Origin of the sequence: Caballeronia hypogeia, from assembly GCF_001544875.2 — a bacterium.
In the GTDB taxonomy this organism is placed as follows: Bacteria; Pseudomonadota; Gammaproteobacteria; order Burkholderiales; family Burkholderiaceae; genus Caballeronia; species Caballeronia hypogeia.
In genome coordinates, this window is the sequence record NZ_FCOA02000039.1 from 1 (window position 1) to 15,814 (window position 15,814).

The 15,814-nt window shown below is 58.2% G+C and carries 13 protein-coding genes; 9 read left to right on the forward strand and 4 right to left on the reverse strand.

Annotated elements, in window-relative coordinates:
• Positions 1–685 (reverse strand): LysR family transcriptional regulator (locus AWB79_RS33555; RefSeq protein WP_061171764.1); only part of this gene is annotated, 685 nt, incomplete at its 3' end.
• Positions 686–880: 195 nt separating this feature from the next.
• Between AWB79_RS33555 and AWB79_RS33560 the strand changes: the two genes are divergently transcribed.
• Entirely contained in the window at positions 881–2,080 is a 1,200-nt protein-coding gene (locus AWB79_RS33560; protein ID WP_061171765.1) for a M20 aminoacylase family protein, read from the forward strand.
• Between the two features lie 156 nt (positions 2,081–2,236).
• Entirely contained in the window at positions 2,237–3,550 is a 1,314-nt protein-coding gene (locus tag AWB79_RS33565) for an MFS transporter (protein ID WP_061171814.1), read from the forward strand.
• Positions 3,551–3,584: 34 nt separating this feature from the next.
• Here AWB79_RS33565 and gcvA read toward each other — a convergent pair whose 3' ends face one another.
• Positions 3,585–4,502, reverse strand: a complete 918-nt coding sequence (gene gcvA, locus AWB79_RS33570; protein ID WP_061171766.1) for a transcriptional regulator GcvA — start codon at positions 4,500–4,502, stop codon at positions 3,585–3,587.
• Between the two features lie 135 nt (positions 4,503–4,637).
• Here gcvA and AWB79_RS33575 point away from each other — a divergent pair, with 135 nt between their 5' ends.
• The 7 genes from AWB79_RS33575 (at position 4,638) to AWB79_RS33605 (ending at position 13,613) form a co-directional block, all read left to right on the forward strand.
• A complete protein-coding gene (locus AWB79_RS33575) occupies positions 4,638–5,162 on the forward strand; it encodes a carboxymuconolactone decarboxylase family protein (protein WP_061171767.1) in 525 nt (174 codons plus the stop codon).
• Positions 5,163–5,312: 150 nt separating this feature from the next.
• Positions 5,313–6,563 carry a MalY/PatB family protein gene (locus AWB79_RS33580; RefSeq protein ID WP_082862549.1) on the forward strand — a complete coding sequence of 417 codons (1,251 nt, stop codon included), beginning with the start codon at positions 5,313–5,315 and terminating at the stop codon, positions 6,561–6,563.
• Positions 6,564–6,977: 414 nt separating this feature from the next.
• The gene (locus tag AWB79_RS33585; protein WP_061171768.1) at positions 6,978–8,411 is read left to right on the forward strand and encodes an amino acid permease; all 1,434 of its coding nucleotides are present in this window, start codon (positions 6,978–6,980) and stop codon (positions 8,409–8,411) included.
• A gap of 164 nt (positions 8,412–8,575) precedes the next feature.
• Positions 8,576–9,913: a tetratricopeptide repeat protein gene (locus AWB79_RS33590; protein WP_061171769.1), complete on the forward strand. Its 1,338-nt coding sequence runs from the start codon at positions 8,576–8,578 to the stop codon at positions 9,911–9,913.
• 177 nt (positions 9,914–10,090) lie between these two features.
• Complete coding sequence (locus AWB79_RS33595; protein ID WP_061171816.1) at positions 10,091–11,362, forward strand: MFS transporter; 1,272 nt, start codon at positions 10,091–10,093, stop codon at positions 11,360–11,362.
• Positions 11,363–11,416: 54 nt separating this feature from the next.
• Complete coding sequence (locus AWB79_RS33600; protein WP_061171770.1) at positions 11,417–12,328, forward strand: LysR family transcriptional regulator; 912 nt, start codon at positions 11,417–11,419, stop codon at positions 12,326–12,328.
• 64 nt (positions 12,329–12,392) lie between these two features.
• Positions 12,393–13,613 carry an MFS transporter gene (locus AWB79_RS33605; protein ID WP_061171771.1) on the forward strand — a complete coding sequence of 407 codons (1,221 nt, stop codon included), beginning with the start codon at positions 12,393–12,395 and terminating at the stop codon, positions 13,611–13,613.
• A 6-nt stretch (positions 13,614–13,619) separates the two neighbouring features.
• Here AWB79_RS33605 and AWB79_RS33610 read toward each other — a convergent pair whose 3' ends face one another.
• On the reverse strand, positions 13,620–14,651 hold the full coding sequence (locus AWB79_RS33610; protein ID WP_061171772.1) for an alcohol dehydrogenase catalytic domain-containing protein: 1,032 nt from the start codon (positions 14,649–14,651) through the stop codon (positions 13,620–13,622).
• A 34-nt stretch (positions 14,652–14,685) separates the two neighbouring features.
• Positions 14,686–15,813: a flavin monoamine oxidase family protein gene (locus tag AWB79_RS33615; RefSeq protein ID WP_061171773.1), complete on the reverse strand. Its 1,128-nt coding sequence runs from the start codon at positions 15,811–15,813 to the stop codon at positions 14,686–14,688.
• Position 15,814 lies beyond the last annotated feature (1 nt).

Sequence of the window (15,814 nt, forward strand, 5' to 3'; positions counted from 1 at the left end):
TACGGTGCTCGATGCTTGCCCATTTTGGCACCCCCTTTTTCCAAAGGATAGGTGTCCGTTTTGGCGGGTCAATCTCAGGTGCGGCCGAGCGCGGCAACCAGACGAAATCGAGATCCTGGAGATCTCTGAGGACTTTGGGTTCACGACCCTTGGGCCAAGTCCATTCCGCTGGATATGCCAATAGCATTCGCTCGGAAAAGACGGGGATTCCGTTGAACGATGGATCGTCGAGCGGCCGGAACAACAGGAAACCGGCGTCCAAGCGGCCATCCGCGATCTGATCGAGCTGAGCCTCGGAAAGCAGATGGTGCAGCGTGATCCCCACGCCTGGAACCTCCCGCCGATATTTCTTCAAAACTTCCGCAATGGTCGGGGCGAGGTTCTGCATGACTGGCAGCGCGATGGATAGATTTCCAGACTCTCCGCGGCCAGCACGTTGCGCTCGGTCTTTGGCCGCAGCGGCATCGTCGAGCAATTTACTTGCGTCTACCAGAAACTGGCCACCGGCGTCGGTCAATTTCACGCCGCGAGTCGTTCGCTCGAATAGGCGCGTGCCCATGTCATCTTCGAGCGCCTGGATCTGGCGCGTCAGGGCGGGCTGGGCAATGTGCACCGCCTGAGCCGCGACGCTGATGCTTCCATGCTTGGCCACAGCACAAAAGTAGCGCAGTTGACGCAAATCCATGGCTATACCTTTCCGGCATCGATTCGATATCGAAACGCTATTTTACGGTATGGCGGACAGTTCCTACAATCCGTATGGATCGAGATAGGCGAAGGACGCGGGGCGGATTTACGTCACTCGGCTTCTCCGCGCTGTCTAGGTTGACGGATGGCCTTGAGCTACCCGTGGTCCTGAGTCCTCTCGCGGATATCCAACATGTTTCTCGACAAAGAACCCACTCTGAACCTCAATCGACTGGTTGCGTTTCGTCGCGATCTGCACATGCACCCGGAACTCAGGTATGAGGAGAATCGGACGGCGGAAAAGATCGTCGACTTCCTCGCGGCACTGAATATTCCAGTCGTTGGTGGCTTGGGCATGACGGGTATGGTGGCCAGCATCCACGGTAGGGGACGCAGCGGTGCTGATCCAGGTCCCGCCGTGGGCATTCGCGCCGATATGGATGCGTTGCCAATGCAGGAGCGCAATCGCTTCGGGCATGCGAGCAAACATGATGGTCGCATGCATGCATGCGGACATGACGGGCATACCACCATGTTGCTCGGGGCGGCCGAGTTACTGGCAGGCAACCGCGACTTCGATGGGACCGTACATTTGATTTTCCAGCCCGCCGAAGAAGGAGGGGCTGGCGCACGCGCCATGATGGACGACGGACTATTCGATAAGTTTCCGTGTCAGGCGGTCTTCGCTCTGCACAACTGGCCGGCACTTGCGCAGGGAAAAATGGGCGTGCGTGTCGGCCCGATCATGGCCGCCGCAAGAATGTTCGAGATCATCGTGCGAGGCAAGGGCGGGCACGCAGCGCTACCACACACGACGATCGACCCGATTCCCGTGGCTTGCTTCATCGTTGCGCAATTGCAGACCCTCGTGTCGCGCGGCACTGATCCCCTGGATTCCGCCGTACTGACCGTGGGCAGAATCGACTCCGGCACGTCGCCCAACATCGTGCCAGACGAGGCACGCATTCTTGGGACGTGCCGCACGCTGACCCAGGAATCGCAGCAGTTCCTGATCGACGGCCTGCATCGCATTTCAAGCCATGTTGCTGAAGCACACTTCGCCACTGCCGAAGTCGTCATGAGGTCGGGCGGATACCCCAGCACGACGAATCACAGGAACGAAGCGATGTTCATGGGGGACGTCATGCGCGAAATGGTCGGCGACGACAATGCTCATACCGACGTTCTGCCCGCGATGACGGCGGAAGATTTTGGTTTCATGTTGGAAGACGTCCCTGGCGCCTACGGTTGGATTGGCAATGGCACCGACAACCAACCTGGAGTGGGCCTACACAACCCCGGCTATGACTTCAACGACCACAACCTGGACTTGGGCGCGCGATTTTGGGATCGCCTGGCGCGCCGGTGGTTCGAATCTCGGGCGCAGCGCTAATGCGCGTCCCTCGCTCATCGGACGACTGTAAAACCGGCCGCCGTTCGTCTGGAGGAAACTTTTCAGCCTTGGACTTTCCGCACGTTATTTGCTTCGTAATCTAACGCATCAAGCCGCCTAGGCGATCGACACGTATCGCCGGGAATGGAGACAACGATGAGTAAAAATCTTCAAATTTCCAGAGCAGAAGAACTCGCTCTGGATCAGGCAAAGCCGTCAAGACAACGCGTTTTGCTTCTGTTCATTCTTTTCATTGGGATTTCCGTTGCATATTTAGACCGTGTCAATGTCGCGGTTATCGCAGCGAACGCGCAGTTTCTCGCCGATATGGGGATTGCGGGGCAGCCGGTCAAAATTGGACTGTTGATGAGCTCGTTTTTGATCGCTTATGGGACTGCAAATGTCATCTTAAGTCCGCTCGGCGCATACCTCGGGCCTCGCAAGGCCATGATATCAGCGTATTTGATCATCTGCGCTGCACTCGTCATTGGAGGGATTGCAGGCACCTTTGCCATCCTGATTGCAACGCGCATTATGCTTGGAATTGGGGAGGGTCTCTACTACCCGATGCAAAATACGTTCGTCAAGAACTGGTTTCCGTCCAAGGAGCGCGGCAGGGCTAACACTGCGTGGATTATCGGGCAATCGCTGGCACCGGCCGTTGCCATGCCTATTTTTACGTACCTGGTTATGACGTACTCGTGGCGAGCAACGTTTCATTGGTCTTTCGCGCTGAGCCTCATACCTCTAGCGCTGCTTTTGTTTTTTACTGCGGACACGCCGCGCAGACATAAGCGGGTCAACCAACGAGAACTCGAGCATATTGAAGCTGAGCTGGCTTGCCAGTCAATTGATAGGAATGGACACCGCACAGGGAAAGAATCGCTGCGTGAGTTAGCGGGGTCGTATGTGCTGAACTACCGCTTCTGGCTGCTGATGTTGATCCTTGCGACGAACTCGATCTTGTCCTGGGGTTTGCTGAGCTGGTTGCCCACATATTTGAATCATGAGCGCGGATTCTCCTGGGAGACAATGGGGTGGATGTCGTCGTTGCCGTTCATCGTTGGACTCTTCTTTAAAATTATTTCCGGCATATTGATCGATCGCACGGGAAGAAATGCGCCCATCATCGTCGTGTCGGCCCTGCTGTGTGCCGTGGGGGTATATTCCGGCGTCGTTATCGAGAATAATTACGTCGCCGCCATTACCATCGCTTTCGGTATAGGCGCTTCATCGATGCAAATCCCCGCCATCTTTACCTTATTGCAGGCTTTGGTACCCAAGCGGGCAATTTCTTCCGCAGCCGGGACACTGAATGGTATTGCCGTGGGGTTTGGAGCGCTGTCGCCAGTCCTGATTGGATTTTCAATCAGCATCACAGGAAATTTCAGCACGGCGCTATACGTTATTATTGGCGTCATATTAACGGGCGGCCTGCTGGCGGCAATACTTGCGACACAACGGCTTTAGGAAATTCGCTGAGTTCTCTGCTACACCAGCTTGGTCAAGAGGTTGGTGTAGCTTCACGAACGAGCCACTCGCGAAAAGCAACGAGCTTGGGTAAGGAGGCGGATTCACTCCGATAAACGATGAAGTAGGCGAGCTCGGCGGCGTGCGTCATCTTCGGAAAAAGTTTTATCAAGCGTCGCGCCGCGACGTCGTCCTTGGCCATGACGCTTCGAGCCAAAGCAACGCCATGACCGTCTATGGCGGCCTGCAATACGGCGGCTGAATTGTTGATCTGCATCCCACGCGCTGGATCGACTTTCTTCGCTCCCGCTCGCTCGAGCCAGTCGGCCCACGACGTGAATCCAATGTGAGCATCGACAGACAGATCATGAATGAGCGGCTTGCCGGCCAAGTCATCTGGCCGCTCAATCTTTCCATTTTTCTTTAGCCAGGCCGGCGAGCAGACGGGAAAGATTTCCTCTTCCATCAGCTTTTCGGCGACAAGACCGGGCCACGCGCCACGGCCGTATCGCACGCCGATGTCGATGCCCTGCGCGGCGAAGTCGACGAGCTTCAGATTGGTGTCCAGACGTACGTCCGTTTCAGGACAAATCTCGTGAAAGCGGTCGATTCGAGGAAGCAGCCACTTGGCGGCGAAGGAAGGGCTCACCGCAACCGTGAGAACTCCGCCTCGTGTCCCCTCTCGCAAGCGGCTCAGCCCAGTGGACAGGCGATCAAAACCGGCTCGGATATCTGGAAGGGCGCGTTCTGCGCTTTCGGTGGGAATCAATCGGGAACGACCACTTGTTCCTCGATGGAACAACGGTGCGCCTAGCCACTCTTCCAGCGAGCGAACGAGTTGTCCGACCGCCGCGGGCGTAACGTTCAGCTCGGACGCAGCAGAGGAGAAGCTCTGATGTCGCGCGCTTGCCTCGAAGGCACGCAACGCGTTCAGAAAAACAGGTGCTTTCATGAAAGATTTTCTTTGCCACTTCAAAAGAATATAGCAGTTGTGCGACGCCGTTGCGAACTGAAGAATGAGGGCGAAGACACTCGCTGAATCGAGCGAGTTCCGTGGTTCGAAATCCACTCCTTTCGGGAGAAACCGATGAGCAACAATGTGCGGGTCACCCCGTGGAAAGACGGTGATGCGGCGCCTGAAGAACTCCTCGCTGCAATGAAGGGGCGAAGACCGAACGGCGAACTTATCGGCATCGACCGCGTTTTACTTAAGAGCTTCCCCCTCGCAACTGGGTGGAATGAGTTGCTGCGGAGAATTCGCACAGAATTCAGTCTCAAGCTCAAGTATCGCGAACTCATCATGCTTCGCGTCGCGGTGCTCAACGACGCCGAATTCGAATGGAACGTGCACTATCCGGCGTATCTGGACGCGGGCGGCACGCAATCGAAGGCCGATGCTATCAAGGCACCGGAAGTAGACGTCGCAGTGTTCAGCGAAGCGGAGCGTGCTTTGCTGCGGCTAGCCGACCAATCGACTCGCACGGTCAAGGTCGAATCTGAAGTGCTCGACGCCCTGAAGGGGTTCTTCGGCGAATCGCAAACAGTCGAAGCCGTCGCAACCGTCGCCGCATACAACATGGTCTCGCGCTTCCTGGTCGCGTTGTCCGTCTGATTTTTGGGGGAAACCCTTGTGGAACAAGGCTTTGCCATCCATGAGCTACGCTCATTGCCCCGTGAGAACATACCATTGTTGTTCTGGATTTCGCGCTGCTACTCTAGCTGCAATTCGAGGTCACGCCGTTCGCGTGTCGTTCTATTGCAAATGGAAGCTATCGTGAAAGTTCACTGTGAAATGACGGGCAGCGGCGCCTCCGCTGGAAAGACCAAGTCGATATTCGATGATGCTATCGACAGGAAGCAATCGAACTCGCTGAAATGGGCGTTCGGAGAACGCTTGCTGAGCGCGGAGGAAATCGCTGCGGACCCGCTGCCAATGTGGGTTGCGGATATGGACTTCCGCACACCCCAACCCGTAGTTGACGCGCTTCATGAAGCAGTGGAGTTCGGCGTTTTCGGATATTCGCGGGGAGCCACGGATAGCTACGTCGCGGCGGTGACCGGCTGGCAAGCAAAGCGATTTGACTGGGAGGTGCCTGCGGAATGGGTTCTTCAGTCGAGCGGGATCATTACCGCGCTCAAGAACGCCATCCAGGCTTTCTCGGCCCCAGGCGACTCAGTCCTGATTCAACCTCCCGTTTACGCGCACTTCCATGACGACGTGCTTCTGAATGGACGGCAACTGGCGCTGGCTCCGCTGGAGCGTGTGGGGATGTCCTATCGATTCAATGAGAAGACGTTCGAGGCGGCCATCAAGCCGAATACCAAGCTCTTCATTCTGAGCAATCCGCATAACCCGACAGGTAACGTGTGGACCGAGGCCGAATTGCAGGCGATGGGTGAGATCTGCTTGCGACATGGCGTGTTGGTCATTTCGGACGAGATTCACCAGGACCTCATCATCAACCCATTCAAGAAGCACGTGCCGTTTGCTTCGCTGAGCAACAAATTCGCTGAGAGCAGCATCACGTGTACCGCGCCGAGCAAGACCTTCAACTTGCCTGGCTTGCAGAGCGCAAACTTGTTCGTTCCGAATCGTCGCTTGCGAGATGAATTACGCCGGCAGTTCGACAGGAACATGTACCAGTCTGTGAACACGCTTGGGATGGTAGCGGCGGAGGCAGCGTATGCGCACGGCGAGCCATGGCTAGAAGAACTTCTGCCTTATCTTCGCGAGAATCATGCGCACTTCCGCAATGCAGTCCACAGCCTGACCTCAAAGATTGAAGTCCTTCCGGCTGATTCTCTTTACCTGTCCTGGATGGACTGCCGTGGGCTTGGTATGGATCCCGATGCACTCAACAGTTTCATGCTGACCAAAGCCCGCTTATGGCTGGACAAGGGACAGAAATTCGGGCTGGAAGGTCACGGATACATGCGTGCCAATCTCGGTTGTCCGCGTGCCACGATTGATGAAGCGATTCGCCGTCTGACGAACGCCCTTGCCGAACTTTAAGCGGTAGTCGCGCCGCTGCTGCGCGACGGTTTGCTTCTCGGTGAGTGATGAACCACGCGTCGAGGTGCGGGCATCGAATACTCGCCGTCTTCTCAGCGCACGGCTGCGACCTTTCACTGAAGCATCTGGAAGGCAGGCCGTAAATCGTAAACCTACGCAAACGCGACGGATATGCCGCCGTGTCGAGGGACGCTGTTGCCATTTTTTAAGCGCAGCGAAGGCCTGAGAGAACACGCTCCTTTTTCCGCGCTAAGCGGAAACGTCAAGGCGCTAAAGACATTTGCACACAGGAGGGGCAGAACGGTCTCAAGAGCGATGCGACATCGCGCTGCGCATCGTTGTTTGCGCGCAACAGGACTTATCAATTTTTTAATCTAAGAAGAACAAAGAAACAAACCCTTCATTGGAGGCGACATGAGCAGTGACATTCAGACGCAAACTTATGAGCAGGAGGACCTGAAGAGAGACCTCAAGAATCGGCACATCCAGATGATTGCTATTGGAGGCGCCATCGGGACGGGTCTTTTTTACGGGTCTTCGTGGGCAATCCGTACAGCCGGTCCTGCGATTCTTCTCGTTTTCTTGCTGGCATCGATTGCTATCTATTTCATCATGCGCGCGCTTGGAGAAATGGCAGTCGAGGAGCCGGTATCGGGTTCATACATTTCGTATTCGAATCGGTATATTCACCGTTTTGTGGGTTTCCTCAATGGCTGGAACGCATTCATATTTCTGCTTGCAACAAGCGCGGCGGACCTGAACGCCTTGGGTAACTACGTTCATTTCTGGTTTCCACACATACCGATCTGGGTCACGGCCGGCGCCGCCGTATCGCTGATGTTTTGCGTCAACGTCATCGGCGTCAAGATATACGGTGAGGCTGAGTTCTGGTTTGCCCTCGTGAAGGTCGTTGCCATCGTCGCGATGATCGCGTTCGGCGCAGGGATGATCGTGTTCGGCATCGGTAACAACGGCGTTCCGATCGGTTACCACAACCTCGTAGACCACGGTGGCTTTTTTGCGAAGGGAGCAGGAGGGACGTTCCTGGCAATCGTCATGGTCGCTTTCTCGTTCGGTGGCGTGGAGAATCTCGGGCTGGCAGCGGGAGAGACCAGGGACGTCAAGACGGTCATGCCCAAGGCTATCAACGCGACGTTCTGGCGGCTGCTCATTTTCTACGTCGGCGCAATGGCGGTCCTTCTGATGGTGTTCCCGTGGACCTCGTTGACGACCAAGGGCAGCCCGTTCGTCCAGGTGTTCACGAAAATCGGCATCCCGGCAGCGGCGAGCATCATGAATCTCGTGGTGATCATGGCCGTGTTGTCCGCAGTCAACGCAAGCGTGTTCACCAACAGCCGCACGTTCTACAACCTCTCGCTCCAGAAGAACGCACCCGCGTTCCTCGGTGTGACGAACTCCCGCAAGGTGCCGCATCGGGCAATTTTGATGGTCTTCGGGACGATGTTTGCCGGCGTGCTGCTGAACTACTTCATGCCCGAGCAGGCGTTCGAGCTCTTCTCTTCAGTGACAGTGTTCGCTCTCGTTTGCGCATGGGGCTCGATTGTGATCAGTCATCTGCGTTTCAGGAAGCTGAAGATTCGCAATGGAGAAGTGAACCAACTGTCGTACAAGATGCCGTTCTACCCTTACAGCAATTACATTGCGCTGCTCTTCGTCGGAGCAGTCCTCGTCGGCATCGCTATCTTGCCCGACATGCGCATGTCGCTGGTTGTTTCCGCCGTCTGGGTGGCCGTGGTCTATGTCGCGTACCGGTTCTACGTCCGCAAGGGTGTGTCTCAGACGAGTGACAGCGCCGAGCTTGACGAAGCTGAGGACCAGTTGGTTTGAAGCGGCAAGACTCAAGCGTCTCTTTGGATGGAAGGGCGGTTTGCGTCGAGAGACTGTCACGCAGCAAATTGGTTTAATTATTGTTCCTTTGACTGGGCTTTCAGTACTTCAGCTCCAACGCTGCCGGTATTGGTCGCTCAGGAATTTTTGGAGTTTTCAGCGCCATGACCCGTTCCGACCGTTACGACCTGCCACTTTCGACAGATTCCGACCTCGCCGCCGAGCGCTATCGTGCGGGCGTCGACCTTCTTCTGTCACTGTGGCCCGGCGCCGGCGAAGCGCTGGATGAAGCGATTGCAGCCGACCCGAACTTCGCTCTCGCTCACGCAGCCCGAGCGAGGCTGCATGCCGTCAGCGCTCAGCTCACCGAAGCGCGCGCCAAAATTGCGAAGGCTGCGGAGTTGGTCGCCGCAAACGGGACCGAGCGTGAGCGCAGTCACGTCGAGACGCTCTCATACGCGATCCATGGTCAGGGTCAGAAGGCGCTCGCGAGCGCGCTCGCTCATACCGACAAGTGGCCGCGCGACATCGTCATCCTTTCGATGCCGCTCGGTGCCTTCGGACTGTTGGCATTCTCAGGAATGGCCAATCACGATCAGGCTCGCGTCGACCTGTGCGAGCGCCATGCTCACCACTTCGGTGCGGACGATTGGTGGTTCCTCACTTACCGTGGATGGGCACACGGCGAGAACGGCGATGTGAAGCTCGGACGTGCGCTCACCGAGCGCTCGCTTGAGTTGCGCAGACACAACGTGAATGCAGTGCATGCGGTCGCGCACGTCCTGCACGAGTCCGGAGCGAACGAAGAGGCCCAGACGGTCATCTCCGGATGGCTGCCTGAATATCCAAAGAGTGGCGTGCTGCATGGCCACATCGCATGGCATGGGGCGCTGATCGCCTTAGAGCGCGGCGATACTGAACGCGCGCTCGGCATCTATAACGAACACGTCGCTCCGTCGTCGTCACTTGGTACGCCCGTCAACATTGTGAGTGACACATCATCGTTCTTGTGGCGCATGCAGGCATATGGTCACGCGGTCCCTGCAGGCTTGTGGGACGATGCGGCGCGTTATGCGTCCGGGTACTTCAAGGATGCGGGTTTCCCGTTCGCTGATTTTCACATGGCGCTCGTTGCTGCGGCGACTTCGAATAGCAACGCCGTGGAGAAGCGAGTCGACTCACTGAACCAGCTCATTCAGGAAGGCAAGTTGCCTGCAGGGCCGGTCGTGCCGGAAATCTGTCGGGCCGCGCTCGCGTTTGCAGAAGAGCAATACAGCCTCGCAGCGAACATTCTCGAACCGGTAGCACACGATGTCGTACGGATCGGCGGAAGCGGTGCGCAGCGCGAGATCGTCGAGGACACGCTTCTCGTTGCGCTGATGCGCAGTGGCGAGTCGAAGAAGGCTCACGAACTGCTTAACAAGCGCTTGCATCGTCGTCCTTCACCTCGTGACTCGCGTTGGCTCAACGAGCTTTCCTCGGCTGACATTGCATCACGGTGACGACCTCTTCTGACGGCCGCCTGGATGCTCGCGCAATCTTGCAGACTGATTGCGTGAGCGAACCCGATGCAATCACTCGGCTGCGTCGTCTGGCGCGCACGGCTCGATGCAAGACAACCTTCATCTCATTCGACGCATTTGGCGGCACGTCACAGTATCCGCGCTCGTAAAAACGACATGACCTCAAGTGTAACAATCAAGACGACGGGATTCCGGCGGCTGCTTGTCGATGGCATCGGACCCGTGGCGGCGATCTCGATCGCACAGCTCTTCGGCACTGCGCTGTGGTTCAGCGCGAACAGTACCGCTGCGGACCTGATGCGAATCTGGGATGCGAGTGCTGCCGATATCGGCTGGCTGACGAATGCAGTCCAGCTTGGATTCATTGTTGGCACGCTCGTCATCTCATTGAGCGGTGCGGCCGACCGTTTCAATGCCAGCAGGATTTTTGTCTGCAGCGCGCTCGCCGGCGCCGTTTTCAATCTTGGTTTTGCCTGGCTTTCGACTGGCCTTGCAAGTGGAGCAGCGTTTCGATTCGGAGTAGGGATTTGCCTCGCAGGTATCTATCCGATGGGAATGAAGCTGATTGTCGGCTGGGCTCCCGATCGTACGGGACAAGCACTAGCTCAACTCGTTGCAATGCTTGTTCTGGGTACGGCCTTACCCCATGCGATGCGCGTGATGGGAGCGGCGTTTCCCTGGCAGCTCATCATTTCTGCATCCTCGGTCCTGGCGGTCGCCGGCGCGGTCGTGATCGGCGCGCTAGGAGACGGCCCACATGGGTCAGTGCGCGCCCGGTCAACCAATAAGAGCGACTCGAAGACAGCGCCGCAGCCCACGGTTCTCGGCGCCTTTCGACTTCGGGAATTCCGGGCTGCGACTTTGGGGTATTTTGGTCACATGTGGGAGCTCTATACTTTCTGGACCATGGTCCCGCTTCTTATCTCGCACTCTTCACTCACGGCACGTTTTCCCGGTCTGGGCGTTCCAGCCATGTCGTTTGCGGTGATCGGAGTGGGGGCGATTGGATCGCTCATCGGCGGTATTCTCTCGCGGAGCCTGGGTAGCGCGAAAGTTGCTGCGGGCGCACTCGCCATATCCGGTCTCTGCTGCCTTATCTTCGCGTTCGGTTGGCGTTATCTTTCTCCGGAAGCGCTGGCGACTCTTCTTGCTGTCTGGGGTGCGTCGGTGGTCGCGGACTCGCCGCAGTTCTCGGCACTCGCGGCCAAAGCATGTCCTCCGGCGCTGGTAGGCAGCGCGCTTGCTATCCAGAATTCGATTGGCTTCGCCGTCACCGTGGTTTCGATTGCGGCAACGACCGCCCTGTTCGAGCGCATTGGTCTCGACGCCTCGTGGCTCCTCGTACCTGGACCGGTTCTTGGGCTACTCTCTTTTGCATTGACGCGCCGAGGGATCGTCCGCTCGGCGCGCGCGGACGCGAAGAACTGACGCAGGCACGCTACAACAGCAATGACCGGCCCTGAGGGCCGAGGGAGAACAGAGATGCTAGACCTCCAGTATCTTTCGATCGTGATGGAAGTCGACCGGCTCGGCAGTGTGACCGCAGCGGCCGAGCGATTGAACGTGACGCAGTCGGCGCTGTCGCACATGGTTCGAAAGTTCGAGGAACGCCACGGCGTAAAGCTCTGGACGAAGAACGGGCGTAGTTTGCGATTCACACATGCCGGAGAGTATCTGCTCAGCCTTGCGGAGCGCGTGATCCCTCAGATGGAGCATGCGGAGCGAACGCTCACCAATTTCGCGGAAGGTCGTCGCGGGGGGCTTCGTATCGGCATGGAATGCCATCCTTGCCAGAAGTGGCTCACGCGCTTGACGCCTCACTACCTCGCCGCATGGCCCGATGTGGACTTCGATGTGCGTACGGCATTCCGGTTCGACGGCGTTGCAGCACTCCTTGCATTCGAGATAGACCTGCTCATCACGCCTGATCCGATTGACGTTCCGGACATCACGTTCGCTCCGGTCATCGACTACGAGCTTGTGCTGGTCGTGCACGCCTCACACCCGATCGCCAGTCGCGAATTTGCGATGCCGCAGGACCTGATGAGCGAGGAACTCATCACCGTCCCTGTCAGCAAGGAACGGCTGGACATCTTCACTCGCTTTCTCGTGCCCGCGCACTGCAAGCCGAAATATCATCGGACCGCGGAGCAGACGGAACTGATGCTCCAGCTTGTGGCGGCGGGCAGAGGTGTCGCGGTTCTCCCTGATTGGCTCGTCGTCGAGGAGGGCGAGGGGCTGCCTGTTCAGACCGTCAGGCTTGGCCCGGAAGGCATCCGAAAGTGCATTCACGTTGGCGTTCGAAAGGGTGAAGAGGACATCGCCTATATCGCTGGCTTCCTGAAACTGGCACATGAGCTCGGTGTGCCCACTGGCCGTAAGGTCGCGATTTAAAGCTGCTCTGGAGCGAACGGCTTTATCTCTCAACTATCAGAAGAACAGGGACGAAGTGACAGACATGAATACCGCGCGCCCGGATTCGGGTATCGCCGCGTCGAACACGGCTAGCGCACGTGGCAACGTAACCCGGTTGACCATTGCACAGGCGCTGGCAGGCGCGAATTCGACGGTCGTCTACGCAACCGGTGCGATTATCGGCAATATGCTCGCGCCGAACCGTGAACTCGCAACGCTTCCCATCACCATATTCGTGGTCGGAATGGCGGCGTTGTCGCTGCCGGCGGGGGCGATTGCGCAGAGACATGGGCGGCGAACGGCGTTCCTGCTTGGAACCGTGTGTGGCGTGCTGGTCGGATTGATAGCTGCAGTTGCTATCGCGATTAGCTCATTTTGGCTCTTTTGCGCAGCGATGTTCTTCGGCGGCGCCTATGCGGCTGTCGTGCTTTCTTTCCGTTTCGCCGCGGCAGATTGTGTTCCGGCCGAGAAGAAAGCGCGCGCGCTATCCTTCGTCATGGCAGGCGGAGTTTTTGCCGGCGTGATCGGACCACAACTGGTGACGTTCACTATGAACGTGTGGCCGCCTCATACGTTTGTTGCTACGTTTCTTGCGCAGGCCGTGGTTGCCGCAATCGCTGGCGTGGTGCTGATGGGCGTCCACATTCCGATGCCATCGGCGGTTGACGTCGCTAAGGGACGGCCGCTAAAGGATATCGCGCGTCAACGTTCGTTTCTGGTTGCGGTCCTTTGCGCGGTCGTGTCCTACCTGCTCATGAACTTTCTCATGACGGCAGCGCCGCTTGCCATGCAACTATGCGGATTGCCGCAGAGTTCATCGAACCTTGGCATTCAATGGCATGTCATCGCGATGTACGCGCCAGGCTTCTTTACCGGCCGGCTCATCGCTCGATATGGCGCACGTAACGTTGTCATGGCCGGGCTCGCGCTGATCGCCGTGTCCGCCGGAGTGGGCTTGCACGGAATCGACATACCTCACTTCTGGCTGACGCTCATTCTTCTCGGCGTCGGCTGGAATTTCGGCTTCATTGGTGCTTCCGCGCTTGTTCTCGAATGCCATCGCCCCGAAGAGAAGGCCAAGGTTCAGTCGTTCAACGACTTCCTCGTGTTCGGCACGATGGCGTTCGGCTCCTTCTTGTCGGGCAGCCTTTTGACGGCATACGGGTGGGATTCGGTGCTGCGCCTGACGTTTGTGCCGATGGCGCTGGCGGTCTGTGTGCTGCTTGCCGCCACTAAGTTTCAACCTCAAAGCTTGCCGCAGTAGCGGGCGTCAGATGTCCGAGCGCTGCATCGTCAGGACCATGCGAAATTTGACGTCGCCCGAGCGCATGCGCTGATACGCGCTTGCTGCCTGCTCCAGCGGCATGACCTCGATCATCGGGCGAACGTCGGCGAGGACGCTGAAGTTCAAAGCACGCTCGGTGTCGAAAGGCGAACCGGTCATCGACCCAAGCACGCTGCGTTCGCCGCCGACGAAGTAGCCCGTTGGCACGGGGACGGACTCGGGTCCGGCGCCCAGCAGAACCAGACGCCCTTGAGGTGCTAGGCCAGCCAGCAGCGCCGCGATCGCGTCGGCTTGACTGATCGTCGTGACGATTGCACGAGCATCGCCCATGTTTTTCAGGCGTCCGGCCGCATCTTCGGCGTTGCTGTCGATATAAGCATGCGCGCCGAGGGCCTTCGCGTTTTGGGCGATATCCGCGCCACGGCCAATCGCAACCACTCTGAAGCCCATTCTTCTGGCGTATTGAATGGCCATGTGACCGAGGCCTCCAATGCCGAGAACCGCGACCGTATCTCCCGCTTCGGCTCCGCATTTGCGAAGCGCATTGAATGTCGCGATTCCCGCACACAGCAGGGGCGCGGCCTCTTCCGAACTGAGTTCCTCGGGGATCGAGACCAGGCCGGTGCTGCGCGCGAGCATCATTTCCGCGTAACCGCCGTCGCAGGTCGCGCCCACAACCGGTTGATTCTGACAAAGCTGAAAATTCCCTCGTCGACACTGCGTGCACTCGTTGCAGTGACCTCCGAGGCGGCCGACGCCGACGCGCTGACCTGTCTTCCACATGGAAGGTGTATTCGCCCCGAGTGCGACGATGCGGCCGACGACCTCGTGTCCCGGTATGCGAGGACTCGTTGCATCGACTGTCGCCTTCTCGATGTCACGCGCGTCTGCACCGCATATCCCGCACGCCTCGACTTGAATCAACACCTCGCCAAGGCCCGGAACCGGCACTGGCCGTTCCACGAGTTTCAAGACGCCAGGGCTTGAAATCTGGGCAGCGCGAAAATGACTTCTCATGGTTGACCTCCGTGATCTTGTCGACACAATGACTTCAGTTTGTCGTTGGCATGTGCTGAGTTGTGAAGCGCTGCACCGCTTGCTGAGCGGCCTCGATCGCCCCGGCAACATAGCCCGGGAAATGCGCTGACCATTCGCTCGCTACGCCGGTGAGCTGGCCGCGCCACACGCCGAGTGGACCCTGAGCCGCTGCACCGGCGAGATGCTCCGCAGAATCGGCCATGTCATCGGCCGTAGCGGTGTAGGGGTCGCGTGCCCAGTCCTTGATGAACTCCGCCTGGGGTACCGCAGCCTCGGGGCCGAAGAGACGCACGAGTTGCGCGCGACAAGCAGCGCGCAGCGCGTCGTCCTTGACGGTTCGTCTGACGCTGGCAGGCACGCCGAAGAAACCGAAGAGTGCAGCGGTTCCATCATCGGATGATGCATCGTGGATCTCACCGAGCGGACCGCACATGCTTCGCGCTTCGCCGGACAGACCTTGTGTGCGCCAGAATGGTGACGGATAGACAGCGACATATTTCGCGTGAGGCGCCATCCATGTCGCAGTACTGCGCCACGACTGAGCCACCGCGGCGGGCAATGCGGGTTCGAACCGAATGGTCGCTTCGGTCAGTCGTGGAGGCAGGGCGAGAAACACATGGCTCACGCGCGTCGTTCTCGCATGGCCAGAGACACTCACGCTATGAATATCGACGTGAGCGCCCACCTGCCGCAACTCGCGGACCGCTTCGCCTCTAATGACGGCGCTCGGGTCGAGCCGCGCGAAAAGCGCGTCGGTCAGCGAGGCCATGCCGCCGGCAAGACGCATCGACGCGGGACTATTGAAGAATCCACGCGTTCGCATGGGCGGCTGGTTATGAGCGCGCTCCACCAACATGTCTCCTTCCTCGTGCTGAGCAAAGGAGTTCAGGCCAAGTTCACGCACGACTGCGTCCAGTTGAGGCTGGATGCCGGGCCAGAACCAGGTCGGACCGAGGTCGATGCCGTTGCCGAAGCCTTCGTTTGCGGATGAAGGCGATGCCGACGCGGAAAGAATGCGGCCACCCAGCGTCTCGCGTGCCTCAAAGAGAATGACGTCTTCGATTCCGCGCTGGCGCAGCAAATAGGCCGCGTATAAGCCACTCAATCCACCGCCGAGAATACCGATTCGCGCGTTCTGCATC